This is a genomic window from Flavobacterium seoulense, from assembly GCF_000695795.1.
GTDB lineage: Bacteria > Bacteroidota > Bacteroidia > Flavobacteriales > Flavobacteriaceae > Flavobacterium > Flavobacterium seoulense.
In genome coordinates this window covers 105,274-127,465 of sequence record NZ_JNCA01000009.1, presented here as the reverse complement: position 1 = coordinate 127,465, position 22,192 = coordinate 105,274, and the positions used below count along the sequence as shown (strand labels likewise).

Sequence of the window (22,192 nt, the reverse complement as noted above, 5' to 3'; positions counted from 1 at the left end):
TTTCACACCTGCTCTATTTGTAATTATTTTTACTTTTTTTTACACATATTATTTTTTTATCTAAAAAAATATATGATAAACTCAATACTCACCGCAACTCCAAGCGATTCCTTTAAAATTTTAAGCGCTTTAGAAATATGACCTTCTACCGTGCGTTGCGAAATATTTAATTGTTCAGCAATCTCTTTATTAGACAACATATTTTCCCTGCTCAACTTATACACTTCTTTGCATTTATCCGGTAAAGTATCAATAATAGAGTCCAAATGATGAATTAATTCTTCATGCATTAATTTGGTTTCAGGATTTGAAGTTTCAATTTTGTTCTCAAAATTATCAAACAGCTCACCCTGCAGCATTTTTTTATTTTTACTAAAATGGTCATACACTTTGTAAACCGTACTGGTATACAAATAACTTTTTAAAGAAACCTTTATTTGTAATTTTGCTCTCCTCTGCCACAGCGAAATAAAAACTTCCTGAACAATATCTTCGCAAACAGATCTATCCTTAACAAGATTGTAAGCGGCTAAATACATGATTTCCCAATATTCTTTATAGATAATTGTCAAAGCACCCTCTTCATTTTGCTGAAGACGCTCAACAAGTTCCACATCAGTATATTTTTTTGCAGTGGTCATTTAAAAATGCATTTAAGGTAATATTGCATCAAATCTAAAAATAAATAATTGATTTTCGAATATCTTAAAATTTTAACATAAAATTTTATTAAAAACTGAAACCAATACCTACAAGCAGCAAATCCGCGTTAGACAAAAATGATTCGTTTCACATCTCACTAAAAGATTTAACTGAATAAAAATCTGCTAATTCAAAATAAAATTCTATTTTCGTAAACGATTACGAAAAAATGAAAACAAAAATTACCATAAGCGATATTGCGAAAGAATTAGGAATTGCTCCTGCAACGGTTTCCCGTGCTTTGAGCAATCATCCTGAAATAAGTACAGCTACTAAGAAAAAAGTCAAAGCGGTTGCCGAACGCCTGGATTACCGGCCGAATAAAATGGCTTCTTCATTACGTTCAGGAAAAACAAAATTGATTGGTGTGTTAATCCCCACAGCCGAGCATTTGTTCTTTGGATCTGTAATTCACGGAATCTCTAATTTAGCGAGTCAGCATGGTTATGATGTTTTAATTTACCAATCGAATGAATCAGAAGCGTTTGAAAAAAAAGGAATTGATACTTTTATTGATGCCAGAGTCGATGGAATTTTAGTTTCCATTTCTAAAAACACTACCGATTTTTCTCATTTCGAATTGGCGAAAGAAAAGAACATACCCATTGCTTTTTTTGACCGTACTAATGATAGTTTAGAAATCTCATCCGTTTGTATTGACGATTATTTAGGTGCTTTTATGGCAACCGAATCCCTTATAAAATCAGGATATCAAAGAATCGCTCATATTTCGGGACCCGAACATATTAAAGCTTTTTCCGAAAGAATTCGGGGTTACAAAGCCGCTTTAAGCCAATACAAAATTGCTTTTGACAGCAATTTAATTTACACAGGAAACATCAGTATTGATGCGGGGAGAAATGGCGTGCAGCATTTTTTAAAATTAGAACGCAAACCCGATGCTATTTTTGGTGTCGAAGATTTTACAGCTCTTGGCGCCTTAAAAGAATTAAAAACAATAGGAATTAAAGTTCCTGAAGAATTTGGAGTCATTGGTTTTTGCAATGATTTATTTGGCGAACACATCACTCCTTCCCTATCTACAATTGACCAAAAAACAGTTCAAATGGGCGAAGAAGCATTCAATTTAATTTATGAGTTAATTTCGAAAAAAAGCGAAAAAACCAATTATCAAAAACGAATATTAACCCCAACATTGATCCTAAGAGAATCTTCAAAAAGAGAATAAAAAAAATTTAACAATCTCCGTAAACGATTACGTAAAACCTATTAAGATGACATACGAACCAGCAGCAAACCGATACGATAAAATGGAATACCGCCGATGTGGAAATTCAGGATTGAAACTTTCTGCATTTTCATTAGGACTTTGGCACAACTTCGGAACGAACAGTGATTTCGAGAACAGCCGAAACCTAATAAAAACCGCTTTTGATAACGGAATAACCCACTTTGATTTGGCCAACAATTACGGTCCGCCTCCAGGTTCGGCTGAAACATGTTTAGGAAAAATTTTAAAATCAGATTTTAAAAACTACAGGGACGAAATGATTATTTCGTCGAAGGCGGGTTATACGATGTGGGACGGTCCTTATGGCGATTGGGGTTCGAAAAAATATTTGATTTCCAGTTTAGACCAGAGTTTAAAAAGAATGGATTTGGAATATGTAGATATTTTTTACCATCATAGACCAGATCCGGAAACTCCTTTAGAGGAAACTATGGCGGCTTTGAATTTAATTGTGCAGCAGGGAAAAGCCCTGTATGTAGGAATTTCAAATTATCGTCCAGCGGAAGCGGAAAAAGCTTTCAAAATATTAAAAGAAATGGGCACTCCCTGCCTGATTCACCAGCCAAAATATTCGATGTTTGAACGCTGGGTAGAAGACGGACTTTTAGACTTATTAGGAAAAGAAAAAGTAGGCTGCATTCCGTTTTCTCCATTGGCACAAGGATTATTGACAGATAAATATTTAAACGGAATTCCAGCCGATTCAAGAGTAGCCACCAGCGGACAATTCCTGAAAGCCGATCATATTACGCCCGAAAGAATTGAAAAAATCATGGCACTAAATGACATCGCAAAAGAACGCGGTCAAAAATTAGCTCAAATGGCATTAGCATGGATTTTACGTGACGAAAGAGTGACTTCCGTACTAATTGGTTCAAGCAAACCGGCACAAATTTTAGATTCTATCAAAGCTTTGGAAAACACCAATTTCAGCTCGGAAGAATTAGACAATATCAATTCTATTTTAAAATAAACCAACTTAAACCCAACAAAAATGAAGAATCAAAAAAACATAAAAACCTACAGTCTTTTATTCTTTTTAGTTTTTGCGACAACTGTTTTCGCTCAGGGGAGACAAACCATCAACTTTGACGCCAACTGGCAATTTACAAAAGGAGAAATCGCAGGTGCCGAAAAACCAGAGTTCAATGACAAATCCTGGAGAAATCTTGACGTGCCTCACGACTGGAGTATCGAAGGTCCTTACGACAGAGAAAATCCAACTGCACGTGGCGGAGGTTATTTACCTGCCGGAATTGGCTGGTACCGCAAGACTTTTAAAGTTGATGCTGCCGATGCTGGTAAATTATTCAGTATCGAATTTGATGGTGTTATGGCTAATAGCGATGTATGGATTAATGGCAAACATTTAGGAAAACGTCCTTATGGCTACATCAGTTTCAGCTATGATCTGACGCCTTATTTGAACTTTGGAAAAGACAAAACCAACACCATTGCCGTTAGAGCCGACAACACTATTCAACCCGCTTCCCGTTATTATACAGGTGCCGGAATTTACCGTCATGTACGTTTGGTTGCGACGAATAAAACGCATTTCAAGCATTGGGGAACACAAATTACGACTCCAGTAGTAACTTCTCAGAAAGCAGTAGTTTTGGTAAAAGCCGAAATAGAAAACACTGGAGCAGACGCATATAAATACATCGTAGAAATTGTTGACAATACAGGAAAAATAATAAAAACTAGCGAGAGCCAACAACATATAGCCACCAACAAAATCGGTTATATGAAAGATGAAATTGAAATTCTAAACCCTAAATTATGGGATATTGAAGCGCCTAATTTATATACGGTAAATACCAAATTGTATTCAGGAAAAACGCTTATCGACAATCAGACGATTACTATTGGAATCAGAAATGCCGAGTTTAGAGCCGATACCGGTTTTTGGTTAAACAATAAAAATTACAAAATAAAAGGGGTTTGTCTGCATCATGATGGCGGTGCAGTTGGAGCAGCCGTTCCGCTTGGCGTTTGGAAAGAGCGTTTGCAAAAATTAAAAGAAGTAGGCGTAAATGGAATTCGTACTTCGCATAACCCTGTAGCGCCGGAATTTCTTGATTTGTGTGACCAAATGGGATTTGTGGTGATGGACGAAACTTTCGATACCTGGACCGCAGCCAAACACAATGGTGAAAAAGGTTATAATTTATACTTTAAAGAATGGTGGGAACAAGACACCAAAGACATGATTTTAAGAGACCGAAATCATCCATCGATTGTGATTTACAGTATTGGAAACGAAATTCATGATGATTTGAGTTACCCGGAAGGCTACAAAAAATACAAGATGCAGGAAGATGTGGTAAAAAAATACGACAATACCCGTCCTGTAACGATGGCGCTTTTTAGACCAGCAAATTCTAAAGTATATTTAAGTGGTTTTGCGGAACAAATGGATGTTGTAGGACAAAATTACCGTGAAAACGAACTGATTGCAGCTCATGAAGCGCATCCGACTTGGAAAGTTATTGGTACCGAAAACACGCATGTTATTAATCAATGGCTGGCTTTAAGAGATAAGCCGTATATGGCAGGGCAATTTTTATGGACGGGTTATGATTATTTAGGCGAAGCCGACTGGCCGGAAACTACAAACAATCAGGGTTTATTTGACAGAGCCGGCAACTGGAAACAACAATCGTTACAAAGAGACAGCTGGTGGTCTGCTGAGCCTGTGGTGCATATTGTTCGAAAATCAGATAATGCGGGAGCTGGCGTTTGGGTTGCTGACTGGACTCCGAATGACTTTGATACTTATGACAATGCCAAAGTTAATGTGTACAGTAATTGCGAAGAAGTAGAACTTTTTCTGAACGACAAATCATTAGGTTCCTTGAAAAAACCAGCTGACGATTCGCCAAGAGAATGGAATGTTACTTTTGAAGAAGGAACGATAAAAGCCATTGGAAAAAACAACAGTAAAGTGGTTACTCAGGAAGAACATACTTCTGCCGGGAAACCTGCAAAGATTATTTTAACGCAAAGTAAAGGCACACTGGTTAATAACTGGGACGATGTCACTTTTGTTACCGCAACTATTGTGGACGACAAAGGAATTAGATGTGCCAATGCCGATCATCTAATCCAATTCTCTATTAGCGATTCAGGTAAAATCATCGCCGTTGACAATGGCAATATCATCAACCACGATGGTTACCAAGGGCAAAAAACAAGAGCCTACCAAGGAAAAGCCCTTGCGATTATTAAAGCCGCAAAAGATAGTGGCAGCATTTCTATAAAAGCGGATGTGGATGGTTTGAAACAAGGAGCCACAACGCTGAATATTGTTGCTGAAAAGAAGTAACAGTATTTATTTTTTTTATACTCTAAAAAGTACAGTGCAAGCTGTACTTTTTTTGTTTTACTAAACAATTTAAATTTCGTTTTTAATTAAAACGATTTACTGCAGTCATGTATGGAGTATCTACGGGGTATCTATGGAGTATCCATCTTTAAGAAAAATAAAACCAAAAAGATTTTTGGGGTATATATTTATATTTAAAATCATCGGTATTATTTTAATTAAAACAAGAAACCAACTATCTTTAAATCAGAAAATTATCATTATATGAAATGGTCAGCCAAAACTATCGTCCATAAAGGCGAAAAAAGAATTGCCGTATATTTTGAAAAAAATGCCAATTTAATTGCGCGTATTAAGCATATTGAAGATGCCCGATGGAGTCAGCAAAAAAAGGTTTGGCACATTCCGGATACTGAAGAAAACAGAATACGGTTTAAAATAGCATCAATTGCTCACAGTTTCCCCTCTGAAGAAGGAATAGTACAAATCGAGAAATTCAAACAGCATTTACGTTCTAAACGTTACAGCGAAAGTACTATATCAACCTATAGCGAAGCCTTAAAATCTTTTTTAACTTTTTACAGGGAAAAACCAATTCCCGAAATCACCAATGAAGATGTGATTATATATAACAATGAATACATTTTAAAAAACAAACTTTCTGCTTCCTATCAAAATCAAATCATTAATTCCATCAAACTATTTTTTTCCATAATAATAGAAACTAAAATAAATATTGATAACATTCATCGTCCAAAATCTTCTCAATTTTTACCAAATGTATTAAGTAAGGAAGAAACATTTAAACTTATTGATGTAACGACTAATTTAAAACATAAAACTTTATTAGCTATAATCTACTCTTCCGGGCTTCGAATTAGTGAAGCCATAAACATGAAAATAACTGACATCGATAATCAAAGAATGCTAATTCATGTAAAAAATGCTAAAGGTAAAAAAGACAGATACACGCTGTTGTCAACTAAAGTATTAGAATTACTTAGAGAATATTACACAATTTACAAACCAAAAATATATTTGTTTGAAGGACAAAACGGGGAACAATACAGCAGTCGAAGTGCACAAGCTGTATTACAACAATCTGTAAAAAAAGCAGGAATTACAAAACAAATTAGCCTGCATACACTTCGCCACAGTTTTGCTACACACTTACTTGAAGCAGGTACTGATTTACGCTATATTCAAGATTTGTTAGGACATAGTAGCCCTAAAACAACAATGATATATACTCATGTAAGCAGTACTTCTTTAAAAAACATTATCAATCCCTTCAACATGTAAGAAATATTTTTATTTTTGTAGTAGTATTAAAAAAATAATACGCAAATAATTAAAACAAAAACATGCGCATAACATGCCGTTTTGGAACAAAACATGTCAAATTTATGCGTGTATAAATTAGTTGGCGGATATTTTCGAGAAACTGGATGAATAAAGAAAACATATTAAATCAGAAATGTGGATAAGTTTATAAAAATCATTGAAGAAAGAAAATTAGCATTTAAAATCTCTCTATTTTATGTTGCACTTGGAACTTTATCTGTTTGTTCAGTTTATCCAAAAGACTTATTTTATGGAGATTGGTCACTTTATGGATTACTATTAACATTTCCCGTGTCAATATTTAGTTTCGGTTTTAGGTATGCCGAAGCAAATCTATTATATCCAGTTTTCATAATTCAATTCGTGATGTTTTTCATAACTTTCTTCGTATTGAGTTTATTTATAAAGGAGAAGAAAACAACTGACTAAAAAATCGATAATTAACAACTTAACTGAAGAAATGAAATTTAAAAGTTTGATATTTAAAGTTCCTGAACCTAAATTAAAAATAATCAAAAGTTTGTCGATTTATATATCAGAAAAACATTCCGAGATTATCCTCGCTCCTCTTTCTAAAGAAATAAAAGCCGGTTATACTTTTGAACAAGAAAATTGCGAAGTAATTAATCTAAATAGCTCATTGGAAATTATTGGAGAAAGTGTTAAAAGAAACTTCAACAAATTTGACATTAAAGAAAATAAAACTGTTACAGGAAAAATATCTGATTGGCCTGCCTTGAAAGCGAGTAAAGAGAAAACTAAAGTTGGATTTGAAAAAAATTATATACCATTACGAGTAAGCGGAATAACGGAATATAATAGTTCTTTTGAAATAGAAACAATCTTAAATTATCCGATAAAAATAGAATTGACAACAACTATTTCAGCACATTGCGAAAATTCCGAATTAGGTCAGCGAATATTGAAAATATACAATAGCGATATTTGCGAACGGAAAAAATAAAAACATCCGCCAACACACGCTACAAGCAATTTGGGTATTTGGCTTAATTTAAATATGGTTTTGTATTTGGAAGATTTGGAAAATCCGAATAATGGGCTTAATTTAATCCCAAACTGCTTGTAGCGCGAGAACGTTAGCCGCCATTTTTTGAGCTACTAATCTAGATTCAATTAGAAGTATTGACAATTAAATTATTCATATGACTGAAGCATTTCTTACAACTAGGCGAGGTTTTGTTCAAAAGTTAACGCTAACAAGATATGACTACTTAAATTGGATAATTGAAAGCGAAGCACAAAAAGCTAAATTAAAAAATTGGCTTAAGAATAAATCAGGTTTTTTAACACATGAAATTGAGGATACATGCTTTTTTACATTCGAAAGGTTATTAGAAGAGTCAACAAAACAATATAGGGCAAGTGGAGAGAAAACACTGTCAGCACCATTTAAAAACACTCAATTAATTTCGAATTTGATTGGAACAATATTGAAGAAAGAACTGTCAAAAAAGTATAAGCAGTTTTTTAGTCAAAATATTTTTATAGTTTCTACCATTGATTTATATCCTTTTAATCTGCTAAAAGCTTTTGAATTTAATATTGAGGTATTTGATTCAGGACACTTTTTAATACACGTGAATCCGGTCTCGAAGATTGTAAGTAGCAAAGTAGTTGATAAAGAGTATTTAGATTATCTAAAAAAGTCTAATTTAAATAATTCTAAAACTACTGAAATGGAATTTGCTGTAATTAATCATGAACGAAATTTCAGATTGAAATTTGATTTATTGGACGAATGCATTTTTGAAAAGATTGAGAAATTGCATTCCGAAAAAAATATGTTTACAGCAACATTTGATTATCACTTTTTAGCGAACTTTTCACCTGAAATTTTCGGAAAAATCGTTGAACATACTTCAAAGGATTTAAAACAGGCAATAATGTTTTTGAATGACATTCTTTCAAATATTAAACTTCCTTCCTTTCTGAATTTGCATGAGGAGAGATATTTTAAAGTGAATATTTCGGAACTTGATCGTAAAAATAATTTGCTTATTGGTTCAAGTTTTGAAGTAATCACAATATATTCCAAGTCACAAACACAATATGGGTTACGTATTGAATTTACAAGGGATAGTATTTCACGGGATGAATTAATCACAATTTTCCTAAAAAACGAAGAATTAATTGAAAAGCTAAATGATATTAAGGTGGTACCTGCTACAATAAATGCAAAGATTGAACAAAAAACAGGATGGAAGAATCCTTACATTACAAATGTTTTTATTGATAATGTTGGCGCTTTTTCAACTTCAAGTTTACAAAGCGCAAGTTACTTTCATGGTATTTATAAAGCAGTAAATAATTGGAATATTCTTCCTATTGTTTATGAGGATTTGGATATAAAAGTTTTTGAAAATCTAATGCTACATGCTTTCAATAAAAATGCTACAGAATTTAAAATTTTGGAACCAATTATCATCAAATCTACGAACGAAATTGACAAACAAGAAGTTCAACGAAGTATAAAAAATCAAGCAGGTAAAACTATGATTGCTGTTTTTTGTAAATATAAAATTCCACATGATAGCTTTGCGCCATTAAAAGGATTTAAATACCAAATTTATCAGGGCGATACAACAGATAATAAACAAAACAGAGCTAAATTATCAAATTTTACTTGTAAATGTCTTGAGAAAATGGGTGGAGTAATAGCTGCGATAGCAGACACATCAATAGCGGAAGATGGATATTTTATAGGTATCGACTTAGGACACACAACAAATGGAAAAGAAAAATTTTCAAACTTAGGTGTTTCATTATTTGATAGTTTAGGAATACTTTTAGGAGATTATGTCGAAAAGGAAATTCCTAGAAGAGAAAATTTGATTGACACTAATTGTCTCAATGCTTTTAAAAAACTAGACAAAATGTTAGAGGCTAAAAAATTAAATAAGCCTAAGCATTTAATTATTCACCGCGATGGCAAACTTCATTTTAAAGATATAAATATTTTAGTTTCTTGCGTAGAAACTGTTTGGGGTAAAATAAATGTAGACATTGTAGAAATTATAAAATCAGGCTTCCCAGTGATGGCTATAAAAGATGAAACGAATAAACCTATAAATCCAATTTCGGGAACTTCTTATCAAGATGATATTCACAAATATGCTATTCTTGCAACAAATGTTCAAGCGGATGAACAAAGTGCTGTGATTAATCCAATCATCATAAAGCATAAATATGGAGAGTTAGAATTTAGTAAAATTGTTGAGCAGGTTTATTGGTTTACAAAGGTTTATACAAACAATTTATATAATTCAACTAGGTTGCCAGCGACAACACTAAAGGCGAACAATGTAGTTGGAACTTCTAAAAAACTTCACAGATCAACTTATCTGGGATAATAAAACGGCGGCTAACAGCGGTTTTGCGCTATTGCTCAATAAGTTACAAAATTAAATTATAATTTCCTAACTTCGTTCAGTCTTGCCGAGCGAACTCAGTTCCAATTTCCGCAACAGTCGCAAAGCCACAGGACGTTGTGTGTAATGCTAGACAAAGAATATCTATAAAAAAAGAAAAATATGAAAATAGGGAAAGCTCGGTTTGTTTATGAAGTGGAATTTGAACTTGATTTAGATTTTTATTTTCAAACAGCTCATGTCTTCACTATTTCAAAAGAGCAATATTCAGAAAATTATCCAACACCTATTTTGGATAATGTAGAAATAGATAATAGAGATAATGTTTATTGTTATTTAATAATTGATTCTACATTTAACTTAGAAGAATATGACAGTGTAACAGAAGGCTCCGCTAAAACTAGACCTCAATTACTTATCATTCAAGGAATATTAGCTTTTTTAACTAATAAAGCTTTTCTTACTACATATTGTATTAATATTCAGCATTGTATAACTAACCAACATATCATTGAGAATGCTACCGAAATCATATTTAGTGTAAGTGAAAAAAATTTACAAAATGATTTAACTAGTTTACTTAAAACTATAAAAAATTCTAATGAAAGTAAGAAAATTTTAATATATACCTTACTTGAAAGATTTAGAAAAGCACTTCACTTTGAAGAGTTAAGCACAGAAAATTTAGTATATATTGATGAGTCAGTATTAGCATATATTCATATTTTAGAAGTTCTTTCAGACGAGTTCAAACATAATTTAGAAATAGACTTAAAAGAAGAAAGAAACAAATTAATCACAGAAATAATAACTGAAGCAAAAGCTTGTAATGATAGCATCCCAACAAAAAAACTTAAATCATTAATTAATATATTAAATACAAATCAAATCTCCCTTAAGAGCAAAGTAATTCAAATGCTTAAAGAACTTTCAGTTTACAACGAAAAAACTGACTCAATCGTTTCTCGTTTTATTGAGCATAGGAATTCAATAGCTCATGGAAGAAAAAACTTATATCAGGATGTAGTCGTATTTCCTTTAAAACCATTCTTTTCCTTCATTAAAGATATTTATGAACAACCAATAGCCATTAAACTATTGGCATCCGTTAGTTTTTCAAAATATGCAAAACTAAAAGTTTGGCAAAAAGAGTGGAAAGAATATTTGTTACATTATGAATTACCAACAATTTCAATGGTTAAGATGTTTATTCAAGATAAAACATATGAGAACATACCTAATAAAGAATTCCTTAGTGGTAAAAAAAATGGCATTACCCCAATGGTTCTAACATATTACTATATAAAAGGTAAAATTAAATTTAAAGAACTTGAGTTAATACTTTCTAATATAATTATATCATCTAGAAAAACAGAAAACATTTGCTACAACTTATTTGATTCTTGTCTAATATTAAGTGATTCAACAGATAAAAGCTTAGCTAAGAATGCGCAAAAAGTTGTCAAAACCGCATACCAAAATAGAACTTTCCCATATTCAAACATTAGAGATTCAATTAAAGAATTGAACTATAATGATATTTCTGTTCAATGGTTTGAAAAGTGGTTAAATAACGAGAAAAAATAAGCACTACACACAACAGCTACTACAACGGATTTGGGCAATTGGCTTAATGGAAAGATGGTTTTGTATTTGAATGATTGGGCAAATCCGAAAATAGGGCTTAATTTAGTCCCAAACCCGCTGTAGTACCAAGACGTTAGCTGTGATTTTAGAACGACACAACCTAAAACGAAATGAAGACAGTATCAGAAATAAAATTTGAAAAAATAATCAAGAATGGATTTCAAGAAATATTGAAGCCATTAGGTTTTAAGAAAAAGGCGAATAACTTTTACTTGAAACTTGATACTATTGGTCAAATTATTAATGTTCAGAAAAGTTCTTTCGGAAATAAAGACAACATTAGTTTTACCATAAACACAGGAATTTTTGTTCCTGAGTATTGGCTTGCATTTTACAATTACAGCGACAAAGGACTTCCTGACTATCCTACTGAACCAGAATGTTTGATTAGGAAGAGAATTGGAAACCTGCGAAATCAACACGATACTTGGTATGACGTAAACGAGAGAACTGACGAGCAACAACTTATCGAAGAAATGAGAAAAAATTTGAGAGATTTTATTTTACCATATTTTGACCGACTAGATAGTAGTGAAAAAATGTTGCAAGAGTTGGAAAGTTCAAATATGATGATGTCACCTTTAGGGAAACTAATAGTTTACGGAGAACTTAAAAAATTCGATAAAGCTAAAACGGAATACCAATTACTTTTAAAGCATAAAACAATCCCTAGTTTCCTAATGACAGTTAAAGAATATGGACAGAAATACGGACTTGACAAATAAAAAAAACCACAGCTAACAAGGGTTTTGCAATAGTGGGGCGAAACTGCAAAGTTCAACGGTAGTTCTTCGGTTCAAGTTTTGTGCAAAATTGAAGATTTGTACTTCGATTGCCCCACCATCGCAAAGCCCCGAAACGTTAGCGGTCATTGTAAAACTACACGACCGAAAAGAACCATTCTCAAAAAAAATGAAAATAGAATTAGAAAAATATAATCCTGAGTGGCAAAACCAATTTGAAAAAATTAAAATTGAATTAAAGGAAAATATTGGTTTTCTTCATCCTCATATAGAGCACATTGGGAGTACGTCTATTAAAGGGTTGTCGGCAAAACCTATCATTGACATTTTAATTGGTTTAGAGCGTTCAGACTTACTTGATGAAGCAATTAACCCTTTGCTTGAACAAGATTATGTTTATTATCCCATATTCAATGAGTCAATGCCTTATCGAAGATTTTTCATAAAACACAAAGAAAAAAGCAATCATTTAAACATTATAAAGGAAGAAAAAGATATTCCTCAAAGTACAGAAGAGCATAATTTAAGACTGGCTCACATTCATATTTTAACGTACAATTCTGAACATTGGGTACGACACATTGCATTTAGAAACTACTTGCGAGAACATTTAAGCGTTCAGAAGGAATATCAACAACTAAAAGAAAATTTGAGTACCAAAGAATGGATAGATGGAAATGATTACAACAAAGCAAAAGATAGCTTTATTAAAACCGAAGAAAAAATAGCAATTGATTGGCACAATAAAACAACGAACCGCTAACAAGGGTTTTGCAATAGTAGGGCGAAACTGCAAAGTTCAACGGTAATTCTTCGATTGAACTTTTGTGCAAAATTGAAGATTTGTGCTTCGATTGCCCCACCATCGCAAAGCCCCGAAACGTTGTGCGAGATGTGACGAATCTAACGTGAAAAATTGCAACCCAGTAAAATGAAAATCGAAAATCATATAGTCAATAATATTAAAATCGCAGAAATTATTTCTGAAGATTTTATTATTCAATCTATTGAAGACGGAGCAGATCTGTTAGGCAATCTATATTATTCCGATTATGACAGAATTATTTTGTATGAAAAGAATTTACTGCCTGATTTTTTTAACTTAAAGACTGGAGTCGCTGGCGAAATTCTTCAAAAATTTGCAAATTTTCGTGTGCGCTTGGCTATCGTTGGGAATTTTGACAAGCATAAGAGCAATAGTTTAAAGCAATTTATATTTGAGAGCAACAAAGGTAAACAAGTTAATTTCGTCGATTCATTATCACAAGCTATAGATTGCCTCGCAATGTAAGTTTAAAAACACACGACGCACAACAGCGGGCAAAAAATCACGGCTAAATTTTAGTAAGTTCACGTTCCAAAATTTCTAATAAACATTATATTAGCGGAGAAAATGCAGCTCATTTTTTCGCCGCGATTTCTGCCCGCGAAACGTTGACAGTAATCGCATGAAATCCGTATAAGAATAAACTTTTAAAATGATTTACGCAGTCAATAAAACAGAATACGAAGATTTGGTTTCAGTTTGGGAATCTTCAGTTAAATCAACTCATCATTTTCTAGCAAAGGAAGATTTTGAATTTTATAAAAAATTAATCCCAAGTTTTTTTGAAAACCTAATCTTGCATTGCGTAAAAAATGAAAAAGAACAAATTGTCGGATTCATGGGAACCGATAAAGATAACCTGGAAATGTTATTTGTTCACGAAAGCGAAATAGGAAAAGGTTTTGGTAAAAAACTTTTAGTTTATGCAATTGACAATCTGAATATAAAAAAAGTTGATGTTAATAAGGATAATCCACAAGCTATAGATTTCTATACTCGTTTTGGCTTTGAAACTAAATCAGTTTCGGATGTAGATGGATTTGGAAAACCTTATCCAATTTTGCATCTGGTATTAAAAAGCAACTAACTACCAACAATGGTAGCTGTTGCGCAAATACTTTCGTGGTCTAACAAATTATCATAACTAAATTACTCCACACTAACAATCACTCTTTGATAACGGGTCAAACGCGGAGTTCCATGATCAGTAACTGCAAGGATAATATGCATCGTTCCGGTTCCCGGTTCCATGGTGCGCTTTGTTGGCACTACGAAAGAAGCTTCGGCCTGGTCAAAATTTTGAATTTCGAGTGGCTGACCGCTATTCCCACTTGAAACTCCCAGAGTTCCGGCTTCTTCATAAAAAAACCATTTATATGAAAGCGCATTTCCATCAGGATCATAAGTACCTTTGGCACTTAAATTAATTTTATCTCCTTTTTTGGCTTTCAAATTATTATCATGCCCTAGTTTTACAACAGGCGGATGATTGGCACTTTTATAATCCTTGATTGTCCAGTCCATTCTTGCGACAAAATCATTTTGAAAATCGTTTCTCCAGCGCCAGATGGTTTCGTGATTTCCGGTATGCCAGTGTCCATCGGTTCCTAAAACCTCATCCTGAGCATCTGTCCATATTGGACGGCTTTCTGCAGAAAGATGCCATTTTTGCTTTCTTGGTGTATACAATTCATAACGACCGCCCCAACCTCCGTATTCCGGATGTTCGGCATCATTCAATCCGTTATTTATCAGCGATAAAAAAGAAGGCGTATCTCCTTCCATCAAAAATTCCCAAAAAGGATATTGTGCTCCAAGCACTCCTTTTTTTCTAATGTTTTTATCCAGCCATTCATTGGTTACCACACTAAAATCGGCTCCATCACATCGCGCATGGAAAAAATCACCGCTTATTCCGCTCCAGGTCGCATGATGGTAAGCGCCTCCCTGATTGAATCCGGGACTTACTATATAAAATAATTTGGGGAACCCGGCACGAATCCAAGGTCCGCTATCATCCTGATCGGAAATAGCATATACTCTTAATTTCGATACAAATTTTTCTAATTCTTTTGTCGAACGCGTCTGCTTTACTTTCCATAATGCCTGTCCCAAAACGTTTGGTCCGCCCCAAACCGGTATCCATAATGGACGTGAATCATTCTTATCTACTGATTGAATCAATAATTCGGAAGCCGGTGAATCTTTACCTTTTCCTATGGCTGCCATTCCGTAATCTGGTAAACCTTCAGTAGTAACCGAATTCAAATAATCTGCTGTGGGGAAACCGCTTTCATGTTTTTCTAAATTGTCTCTCACTTTCCCATAAGCTTCCACAATTTCTTTGATACGATAAACCGCAGTCTTTTTTTTCTGATGGATTGAGGTTGTTGCTGCCAGACCTTCGATATCAAAATTATTGGCATACGTCAAAAAACGAACTAAGGACATCGCATCATCAGGTTCATTTTCGATATCGGTAAGTATAAAAACTCTTGGTTTTACCTGGGCAGTAACCATACTAGCTGTAAAAAACAAACCTAATACTATTGACTTTATTCCCAGTGAAAAACAACGGTCTCTTTTTATCATATCTTTTGCTTTTTTAATGGATTGAAATTGTTTTACTAAAAGTTATACCAATTATATTTATAAATTAATCATATTGTCAACTAGAATTGATGATAGCTATTAGTTTTTACACAGAGATCCGCAAAGCTAACACGGAGACACACAAAGATTAAATTAACTTAGCGTATCTCTGTGTGAATTCCTCTGTGAATCTCTGTGAAATATTTATATTCATAAATGGTATTATTCCAGTTCATGACGGCCATCATTGATGATTTTCCCACCTTCACTCACTTTATAAATTCGCAATGCCAAATATTGTTTGGATGGCAATTTTATTGAAGAATTATTTTTATCGATAAACTTGTATTTGTTGTTTGGCATCGGAATTACTTCGAATGTTTTAGCAAGCGGAGTAATAGTCATATTCCAGGTATCGATGATATCGGCTTTGAATTTGGCTCCTTTTGCAAGTCCGTTTTTAGGCAACACAAAATCCCATTTTTTAGGTTTGTCTTTTCCAAAATAAATAAGGTAATATTCTCCTCCTTTTCCTGCCATATTATTTTCATAAAAATGGTCTATGGGTTCCAAATATCCTACCGGATTTGTCTCCACAATATTTCTTAAAAACCCAATTCTTGACGGACTGCTTCCTACTAAACGACCTCCATAAGATATCCACGGACTTTCTTTGTAAGACTCTCCATGCGTGGCATAACCGCCGCCAATGATGGCATTCCAAAAACGAAATACTAATTCCTCTCCTGTTAACTGTCCCCATCGGCTTTCAATATCACCTTCATAATTAATTTCATCATTCATGATGGGTTTGTTGTACACATCTCTCAAAATTGAGGTACCAATAGGAGATTTAACCACATTATAATATTGGTAACTTACGTGGCTAACCCATGGTTTAGTGTAATCATAAATTCGGTCTGCGTTATGAATGGAACGCAAATGATGGTACGGATCTTTTTACTGAACTAATTTAAAAAGATCATCCCAGTCTTCATCATTCATGCTTTTCATAAAACTATTTTCATTGGCCAGACTCCACCAAATATTTCGAAAAGCAGCATATCGGGCTACCATATAGCGTGCAAAACGTCGGTTGACTTCCTGCCCTGCTGTATCAAAGCCCCATTTTCCTTTATCGTAAGGACGAAACAAAATAATGTCGGCTTCGATGCCCATATTTTTTAATTGTACTACACAGGAATCCAGTTTTCTAAAATACTTCGGATTAAATTTTGAAAAATCCCAATTCTCTTTATTATCTCCTTCGAAAGGGAAAATTGTTAATTTAAGCGGTCCTTCGATATACCTGTCTTTATAAGGCGGAACTGCCAGAAAACGGGCTTTGTTAAACGGACTCGTTTTTAATGTTGCTACCGTTTGCTGCTGTGCTTTTTTATCCTGAAAAGGCCATTCGTAAATTGTGGTACCAAAAGGATAATAAGGCGTTCCGTCTTCGTATTTAAAATGAAATTGATTACTGACTCTTACCGGACCATGATTATTTGATGAAGGTTTTATACATTCAAAACTTCCTTTTTTATCATTGAGTTCTGATTTATTACTGGTTGTAACATAATTCCATGTTCCTTCTTTATCCGGCATAAACCTGATGATATAATTGCCATTTCCATTGTAAAAACCTTCCTGTTCAGTAACATTTTCTCCATTCGAAAAACGGGCTATTAATGTAGTTCCTACATAAGGATTCCCTGCCGAAGAACCATTCAGCGTTATTTCAAACATATCCCATTTTTCGATTTTATTCTGTGCTGTTACTACGCAATTCAATAATACTAAAACTAAGCTGGCAATTATTGTTTTCTTCATATTTAGAGATTCTTAAGATTCTATTGTTGTTCTTATTTCTGTCGAATTAAACGGCTAATTTATTTATTTCTTAAGCCAAGCCCATCTTTTAGCCCAATCTAACAAAAATGCTTCACGGAATTTAGAAATGGTTTTAGCTCCTTGTTGCTCATCGATAAACATTTTAGGATCGATCAGATCTCCATACCAGTTTGCGCCCAATATATAATCATCCGAATTAGGTTTTCCAGGCCATGGAACAATACTGGTATATTGCCCAGACTGCCCATTTAATTCAGAAATACTACTTTTAATTACATAAGAACCAGTTTCCGGTTTTTTAGACGAATAACGTACCGCATAATTTCCGTTGCCTAAATAATATCCCGGCCATAACTGATTGCCAGTTTCTAACTCAAAACAAGCCGAATCTTTAGCAATTTTTAATTCCGGTCCTTTAAATCGCCATTCTAAAACAGCATAAGCAGCAACGGTATCTATGATAGTTGTATTGGATGTAAAAATATTTCTGGAACTTCTTTGTATCGGTGTAAACTGACCTCCCCAGCTTTCGCCTGTTGGGTCATTTGGATTTCCATTCATTAAATAAGCCAATGAAGGTGTATCGCCCATTTTAATTTCGCCTCGGTAATATTTAATAAAATCTTTCCCCATTGCTCCACGACCATCAATATAATTAGGATAATAGGTTTTAGCGGTGATATTTTCCGGAGCCTCTTTATCCATAAACCAGCCTCGGTAAGTAGCATTGGCTTCGATCATCCAAAGATTTGGAAAATTTTCTGCTACATACGCATAGGCATTAATACACCATTTTTTATTGGGACCGCCAATAAAATAAACCCGAATATTTTTTTGAATTTCGGGAGCATCATGCAGTGCCTGTGCTAAATCTTCGATACCGCCCCAAACCAAAACCCATAAAGGCTGATCGCTTTTCTTTTTGGCACATTTAATAATCCAATCAGAGCCTTCAGTAGGTTTTGCATAACCAATGTAAGGAGCACTTTCGATAACTCCTTGCTTAGTTATTTTTCTTAGCGAATTAGGATCTGGAAAACCTTTTTCATGCTTTTTTAATTCAGGTAAATCTTTTTCGTAAAGATCAATCATATCGAGAATATTTTTCTTTCGGCCATTACCAAAAGGCGAAGAAACTAATCCTTCAATTTCAAACTGATTCGAATACATTAAAAGATGAATCATCGACTGAAAATCGTCATCATCTGTTCCACCTATATCTGTACTTATAAGAATTCTGGGTTTTGCTTTTTGCTGTGCATAATTATTTTGAATTGGAACAATATTTAGCATCAATAAAAACAGAATTACTAAGACCTGATTTATACTTCCAACTGTTTTCTTTATTGATTTTCCCATAATTACTTGAATAGCTCTAATTATTTCATGACTAGCATGTAAACTTACAAAATAATCAAAAATAAAAACAAGTAAACGAAAATAAAAATAACAAAACGAAACAAAAATTATATCATTTAAGAGTAAAGTTGAACTATTAAAAAGCAAAAAGGGCATGAAAAATTTCAACAGCTTCTATTTTACAAAAAACTAATGCTAGACAAATTCAAGTAGCCAACTGATACTAAAACGATTAGCTTTCCACAAAAAAACTAATCTAAAATTTAGTTATAATAGTACTCTTCATAATTCGTTTTTTTCTCAAATAAGCCTATATTTGCGACCTCAAAGCAGATAACTACTTATAACTACGGGCGTAGTTCAAGGGTAGAATAGCGGTCTCCAAAACCGTTGATGGGGGTTCGAATCCCTCCGCCCGTGCCAATTCGAAATCTTAAAAAGAAAGCCTCAAAAAAATATTTTTGAGGCTTTTCTATTTTTATAAGCTTAGGTTTTATTTCTTAAAAACTTTTTTCAGGAAACTATCTATGTAATTAATCGTAGGCTCGAACCAAGGATTAAAAAGACAAAAAGTATGTGGTGAATTTTCAAATTCATGTACTTCTGAATAGATTCCGTTTTTGTCTAAAACCTTTCTAAAATCATCACGACCAGCGTGCATTCGTGCAACCGAACTATTAATGAATACTATTGGCGGCGTACTGGCACTGACATAACTCAATGGTGAAGCTGCTTCCCAAAGTTTAAAATTTTCTTTTTTTGAATAACCAAACCAATAAGTTCCGGCAGAAATATTCTTGCTGTCATCACCTTCACCACCTTCCGGATGCACAAAAGATAAAGTTCCGTCGATATCCACCACTGCATTTACTTGAGATTTCGAATTAGAATTGGTTACCACGCCTTCAAACAACGGCATATTTCCGGTAGTTCCCATAAAAGCTGCCATTTCTCCTCCTGCCGAAAATCCCAAAGCTACAATCTGGTCAGGATTCACATTATATTGCTTAGCATTCTCACGAACCCAGCGAATAGCCGCTTTGATATCATAAATAGCTGCCGGAAAAAGAGCTTCAGTAGAAAGACGGTATTCGGGAGTAAAACAAACATAACCTAAACTGGCTAGTTTTTGCGCCATTGGATAATGTTGTTCTCTGTTTCCTGAACGCCAGCCACCACCATGAATGATAATAATTGCTGTTTGTTTTTCAGTAACATTTTTATCAAAAAAAACATCCAGTTTCATTTTGCGTTTACCATAACTACAATAAGTAATGTTATTTTTTTGCTTTACAAAATCAAAATCCATTTTAGCAACCATCGTAGTATTAGGATGGTATTTTAATGTTTTTTTAAAAGCACTAGCCGTAGCAAAAGAGGTGTCTCTGACCTGAGTCAGTCCTTTTAAATATTGTGCATGAAGCTGAGATGTTATTGTAAACATTAATAAACAACTGGCAATAATTTTAATTTTGTTCATCTTAAATTCTTTAAAATACAGTTATAAACTATTGAGCAATATAAAAAAATGGTTTGGTTTAAATACATAAACCAAACCACTTAAAAAAACAATCTTAATTTTTAAGCTATTTATTATAATCGTTTTTACTATTATTTTAATTCGAACGCACCCAAATCAGGAGCCACACCTAAATATGGAATACCATCAATTGCAATTCCTTTATCTATCAAATTACTTGTAGTTTTTAATTTCATAAAAGTTACATCTGGTAGGCTACCATCGGCTTTTCTTGGCTGAATTAATTGGCTAATATCTGTACTTTCAAAATCAGCAGCATCAGTAACCAAACCGTTTTGCCAACCATTATTAGTTACATCTAAAACTGTTGCTTTAACACTACCAAAAGCTCCAATAGCACAAGAATTTTTAAGAGTTAATTTTGCCAATGGATTAGTACTGCTGAAATTATAATTATTTCCGTTACTGTAAGCCGAACAATTATAAATTTCGACATTACCTCTATTACTGTTATGGTCAAATCCATCAGCAACATTTCCTGCAGCGATACAATTTTTATAAACAGCATTGTGTTTTAATAATTTATCATCGCTGCCTCCTGTTTTAAAGCCATTTCCATCACCGGCTCCCTTAGTTTCATTTTTAAGATAACCATTTTTAATCGCCCAGCAATTAGTATAAGTAGTTGTAATATTATCTGTTCCTCTTAAATAACCGTCCCAGCCATCATCCAGATTTTGCCAGGCTCTGCATCCAATAAATTTATTCCCCATTCCTGCCGTTAATTTACAAGCGAATCCATCGGCATTTTCAAGTTTAGAATCGGCATTAAAATAAGAATCACAATTTAGAATCGTATTATTAGAAGCTCCACTATCAATTTGCAAACCAGAATCAGAACATTCTGAGAAAGTACAAAATTCAATTGTATTATTATTTCCTTTGACTTGTATTCCATTATCACCTGCATTGTATATATCAATGGCTTTAATATGAATATAACTTCCCGAAATTACAATTCCCTGATTAGAATCTCCTTCTGTCATTGACGAAAAATCAAGTTTAGCACGAATTCCATCTGTCTGACCTAAAATAGTAATTTCACTACCCGAAGTTCCTGAAGTATTCAAATTAATTCTGGCATTCATAATATAGTTCCCACCGTTAAGAAAAACTGTTTCACCTTCCTTAACTTTAGACAAAGCTGCAAGTAATTCGGTCGCATTAGAAACGGTATAAGTATATTTAGGAGCCGCAATAAAAGACGAAATAGTTATCGTTTTTGTTGCTTTGATTGTATTCTTATCTGCCACTGTTGCCGTAATAGTTACCGTACCATTTTTAAGAGCTGTAACCAGTCCTGTTGAAGAAACTGTAGCTATACTAGTATCCGAAGAAGTCCATGCTAATGTTTTTGAAGTGGCTTCTGATGGTGAAACAGTAGCATTCAATTGTGTAGTGTTACCTGTTGTAATATCTGAACCAGATACTGTAATAGACGAAACATAAATAGTATTATCATCATTATTAGAAGCTTTCACTTCGTCTTTAGAACAGGAAAAAAGAACGAAGAAAAAGAATAGGTTTAAAATATATTTCATGGTTTTCTTTAAATTGATTTATGTAATTGATTAAGAAAAAAGATGACAAATTCGTTTAAAAAACAGTTTATACCTAAA

Annotated in this window: 18 protein-coding genes and 1 tRNA gene; 12 read left to right on the top strand and 7 right to left on the bottom strand. The window is 33.6% G+C overall.

Annotated features, from left to right (window positions below; all coding sequences use genetic code 11):
* Window positions 1-56: 56 nt before the first annotated feature.
* A complete protein-coding gene (locus FEM21_RS05215; protein ID WP_051627487.1) occupies window positions 57-641 on the bottom strand; it encodes an RNA polymerase sigma factor in 585 nt (194 codons plus the stop codon).
* 230 nt (window positions 642-871) lie between these two features.
* Between FEM21_RS05215 and FEM21_RS05210 the strand changes: the two genes are divergently transcribed.
* The 11 genes from FEM21_RS05210 (at window position 872) to FEM21_RS05160 (ending at window position 14,318) form a co-directional block, all read left to right on the top strand.
* Window positions 872-1,891 carry a LacI family DNA-binding transcriptional regulator gene (locus tag FEM21_RS05210; protein WP_035658621.1) on the top strand — a complete coding sequence of 340 codons (1,020 nt, stop codon included), beginning with the start codon at window positions 872-874 and terminating at the stop codon, window positions 1,889-1,891.
* 46 nt (window positions 1,892-1,937) lie between these two features.
* On the top strand, window positions 1,938-2,927 hold the full coding sequence (gene mgrA / locus FEM21_RS05205) for an L-glyceraldehyde 3-phosphate reductase (protein ID WP_035658618.1): 990 nt from the start codon (window positions 1,938-1,940) through the stop codon (window positions 2,925-2,927).
* 21 nt (window positions 2,928-2,948) lie between these two features.
* Window positions 2,949-5,282, top strand: a complete 2,334-nt coding sequence (locus tag FEM21_RS05200; RefSeq protein WP_152547369.1) for a glycoside hydrolase family 2 TIM barrel-domain containing protein — start codon at window positions 2,949-2,951, stop codon at window positions 5,280-5,282.
* A gap of 264 nt (window positions 5,283-5,546) precedes the next feature.
* Window positions 5,547-6,584 (top strand): site-specific tyrosine recombinase/integron integrase, encoded by a 1,038-nt coding sequence (gene xerA, locus FEM21_RS05195; protein WP_035658616.1) that lies wholly within the window; start codon window positions 5,547-5,549, stop codon window positions 6,582-6,584.
* Between the two features lie 502 nt (window positions 6,585-7,086).
* On the top strand, window positions 7,087-7,590 hold the full coding sequence (locus FEM21_RS05190) for a hypothetical protein (protein ID WP_035658614.1): 504 nt from the start codon (window positions 7,087-7,089) through the stop codon (window positions 7,588-7,590).
* Window positions 7,591-7,789: 199 nt separating this feature from the next.
* A complete protein-coding gene (locus tag FEM21_RS05185) occupies window positions 7,790-9,997 on the top strand; it encodes an argonaute/piwi family protein (RefSeq protein ID WP_035658611.1) in 2,208 nt (735 codons plus the stop codon).
* A 180-nt stretch (window positions 9,998-10,177) separates the two neighbouring features.
* Window positions 10,178-11,602: a HEPN domain-containing protein gene (locus FEM21_RS05180; protein ID WP_035658610.1), complete on the top strand. Its 1,425-nt coding sequence runs from the start codon at window positions 10,178-10,180 to the stop codon at window positions 11,600-11,602.
* Window positions 11,603-11,772: 170 nt separating this feature from the next.
* A complete protein-coding gene (locus FEM21_RS05175; protein WP_035658608.1) occupies window positions 11,773-12,387 on the top strand; it encodes a DUF4304 domain-containing protein in 615 nt (204 codons plus the stop codon).
* A 187-nt stretch (window positions 12,388-12,574) separates the two neighbouring features.
* Window positions 12,575-13,168: a GrpB family protein gene (locus FEM21_RS05170; protein WP_035658736.1), complete on the top strand. Its 594-nt coding sequence runs from the start codon at window positions 12,575-12,577 to the stop codon at window positions 13,166-13,168.
* A 168-nt stretch (window positions 13,169-13,336) separates the two neighbouring features.
* Complete coding sequence (locus tag FEM21_RS05165) at window positions 13,337-13,696, top strand: DUF4180 domain-containing protein (RefSeq protein WP_035658606.1); 360 nt, start codon at window positions 13,337-13,339, stop codon at window positions 13,694-13,696.
* 187 nt (window positions 13,697-13,883) lie between these two features.
* Entirely contained in the window at window positions 13,884-14,318 is a 435-nt protein-coding gene (locus FEM21_RS05160; RefSeq protein ID WP_035658604.1) for a GNAT family N-acetyltransferase, read from the top strand.
* 62 nt (window positions 14,319-14,380) lie between these two features.
* Here the strand turns inward: FEM21_RS05160 and FEM21_RS05155 are convergent, their stop codons facing one another.
* The 4 genes from FEM21_RS05155 to FEM21_RS05145 form a co-directional block, all read right to left on the bottom strand.
* The gene (locus FEM21_RS05155; RefSeq protein ID WP_081824640.1) at window positions 14,381-15,823 is read right to left on the bottom strand and encodes a nucleoside hydrolase-like domain-containing protein; all 1,443 of its coding nucleotides are present in this window, start codon (window positions 15,821-15,823) and stop codon (window positions 14,381-14,383) included.
* 222 nt (window positions 15,824-16,045) lie between these two features.
* Window positions 16,046-16,765, bottom strand: coding sequence for a DUF5605 domain-containing protein (locus tag FEM21_RS16155; RefSeq protein ID WP_152547368.1), 720 nt, complete (start codon window positions 16,763-16,765; stop codon window positions 16,046-16,048).
* Window positions 16,766-16,783: 18 nt separating this feature from the next.
* Complete coding sequence (locus FEM21_RS16150) at window positions 16,784-17,653, bottom strand: DUF5060 domain-containing protein (RefSeq protein WP_051627485.1); 870 nt, start codon at window positions 17,651-17,653, stop codon at window positions 16,784-16,786.
* A gap of 63 nt (window positions 17,654-17,716) precedes the next feature.
* A complete protein-coding gene (locus FEM21_RS05145; RefSeq protein ID WP_201448269.1) occupies window positions 17,717-19,033 on the bottom strand; it encodes a nucleoside hydrolase-like domain-containing protein in 1,317 nt (438 codons plus the stop codon).
* A 349-nt stretch (window positions 19,034-19,382) separates the two neighbouring features.
* Here FEM21_RS05145 and FEM21_RS05140 point away from each other — a divergent pair.
* Window positions 19,383-19,456, top strand: a tRNA-Trp gene (locus FEM21_RS05140).
* Window positions 19,457-19,526: 70 nt separating this feature from the next.
* Here the strand turns inward: FEM21_RS05140 and FEM21_RS05135 are convergent.
* Window positions 19,527-20,513: an alpha/beta hydrolase gene (locus tag FEM21_RS05135; RefSeq protein ID WP_035658599.1), complete on the bottom strand. Its 987-nt coding sequence runs from the start codon at window positions 20,511-20,513 to the stop codon at window positions 19,527-19,529.
* A gap of 131 nt (window positions 20,514-20,644) precedes the next feature.
* A complete protein-coding gene (locus FEM21_RS05130; protein ID WP_051627484.1) occupies window positions 20,645-22,114 on the bottom strand; it encodes a right-handed parallel beta-helix repeat-containing protein in 1,470 nt (489 codons plus the stop codon).
* Between the last annotated feature and the right edge of the window lie 78 nt (window positions 22,115-22,192).

What these genes read in the sequence shown, in the direction of transcription:
- mgrA (WP_035658618.1), top strand. Translation starts at nt 1,938, where the DNA reads ATGACATACGAACCAGCAGCAAACCGATACGATAAAATGGAATACCGC.
- FEM21_RS05130 (WP_051627484.1), bottom strand. Translation starts at nt 22,114, where the DNA reads ATGAAATATATTTTAAACCTATTCTTTTTCTTCGTTCTTTTTTCCTGT.
- FEM21_RS05185 (WP_035658611.1), top strand. Translation starts at nt 7,790, where the DNA reads ATGACTGAAGCATTTCTTACAACTAGGCGAGGTTTTGTTCAAAAGTTA.
- FEM21_RS05135 (WP_035658599.1), bottom strand. Translation starts at nt 20,513, where the DNA reads ATGAACAAAATTAAAATTATTGCCAGTTGTTTATTAATGTTTACAATA.
- FEM21_RS05170 (WP_035658736.1), top strand. Translation starts at nt 12,575, where the DNA reads ATGAAAATAGAATTAGAAAAATATAATCCTGAGTGGCAAAACCAATTT.
- xerA (WP_035658616.1), top strand. Translation starts at nt 5,547, where the DNA reads ATGAAATGGTCAGCCAAAACTATCGTCCATAAAGGCGAAAAAAGAATT.
- FEM21_RS05175 (WP_035658608.1), top strand. Translation starts at nt 11,773, where the DNA reads ATGAAGACAGTATCAGAAATAAAATTTGAAAAAATAATCAAGAATGGA.
- FEM21_RS05155 (WP_081824640.1), bottom strand. Translation starts at nt 15,823, where the DNA reads ATGATAAAAAGAGACCGTTGTTTTTCACTGGGAATAAAGTCAATAGTA.
- FEM21_RS05180 (WP_035658610.1), top strand. Translation starts at nt 10,178, where the DNA reads ATGAAAATAGGGAAAGCTCGGTTTGTTTATGAAGTGGAATTTGAACTT.
- FEM21_RS05145 (WP_201448269.1), bottom strand. Translation starts at nt 19,033, where the DNA reads ATGGGAAAATCAATAAAGAAAACAGTTGGAAGTATAAATCAGGTCTTA.
- FEM21_RS05160 (WP_035658604.1), top strand. Translation starts at nt 13,884, where the DNA reads ATGATTTACGCAGTCAATAAAACAGAATACGAAGATTTGGTTTCAGTT.
- FEM21_RS05200 (WP_152547369.1), top strand. Translation starts at nt 2,949, where the DNA reads ATGAAGAATCAAAAAAACATAAAAACCTACAGTCTTTTATTCTTTTTA.
- FEM21_RS05190 (WP_035658614.1), top strand. Translation starts at nt 7,087, where the DNA reads ATGAAATTTAAAAGTTTGATATTTAAAGTTCCTGAACCTAAATTAAAA.
- FEM21_RS16150 (WP_051627485.1), bottom strand. Translation starts at nt 17,653, where the DNA reads ATGAAGAAAACAATAATTGCCAGCTTAGTTTTAGTATTATTGAATTGC.
- FEM21_RS05215 (WP_051627487.1), bottom strand. Translation starts at nt 641, where the DNA reads ATGACCACTGCAAAAAAATATACTGATGTGGAACTTGTTGAGCGTCTT.
- FEM21_RS05210 (WP_035658621.1), top strand. Translation starts at nt 872, where the DNA reads ATGAAAACAAAAATTACCATAAGCGATATTGCGAAAGAATTAGGAATT.
- FEM21_RS05165 (WP_035658606.1), top strand. Translation starts at nt 13,337, where the DNA reads ATGAAAATCGAAAATCATATAGTCAATAATATTAAAATCGCAGAAATT.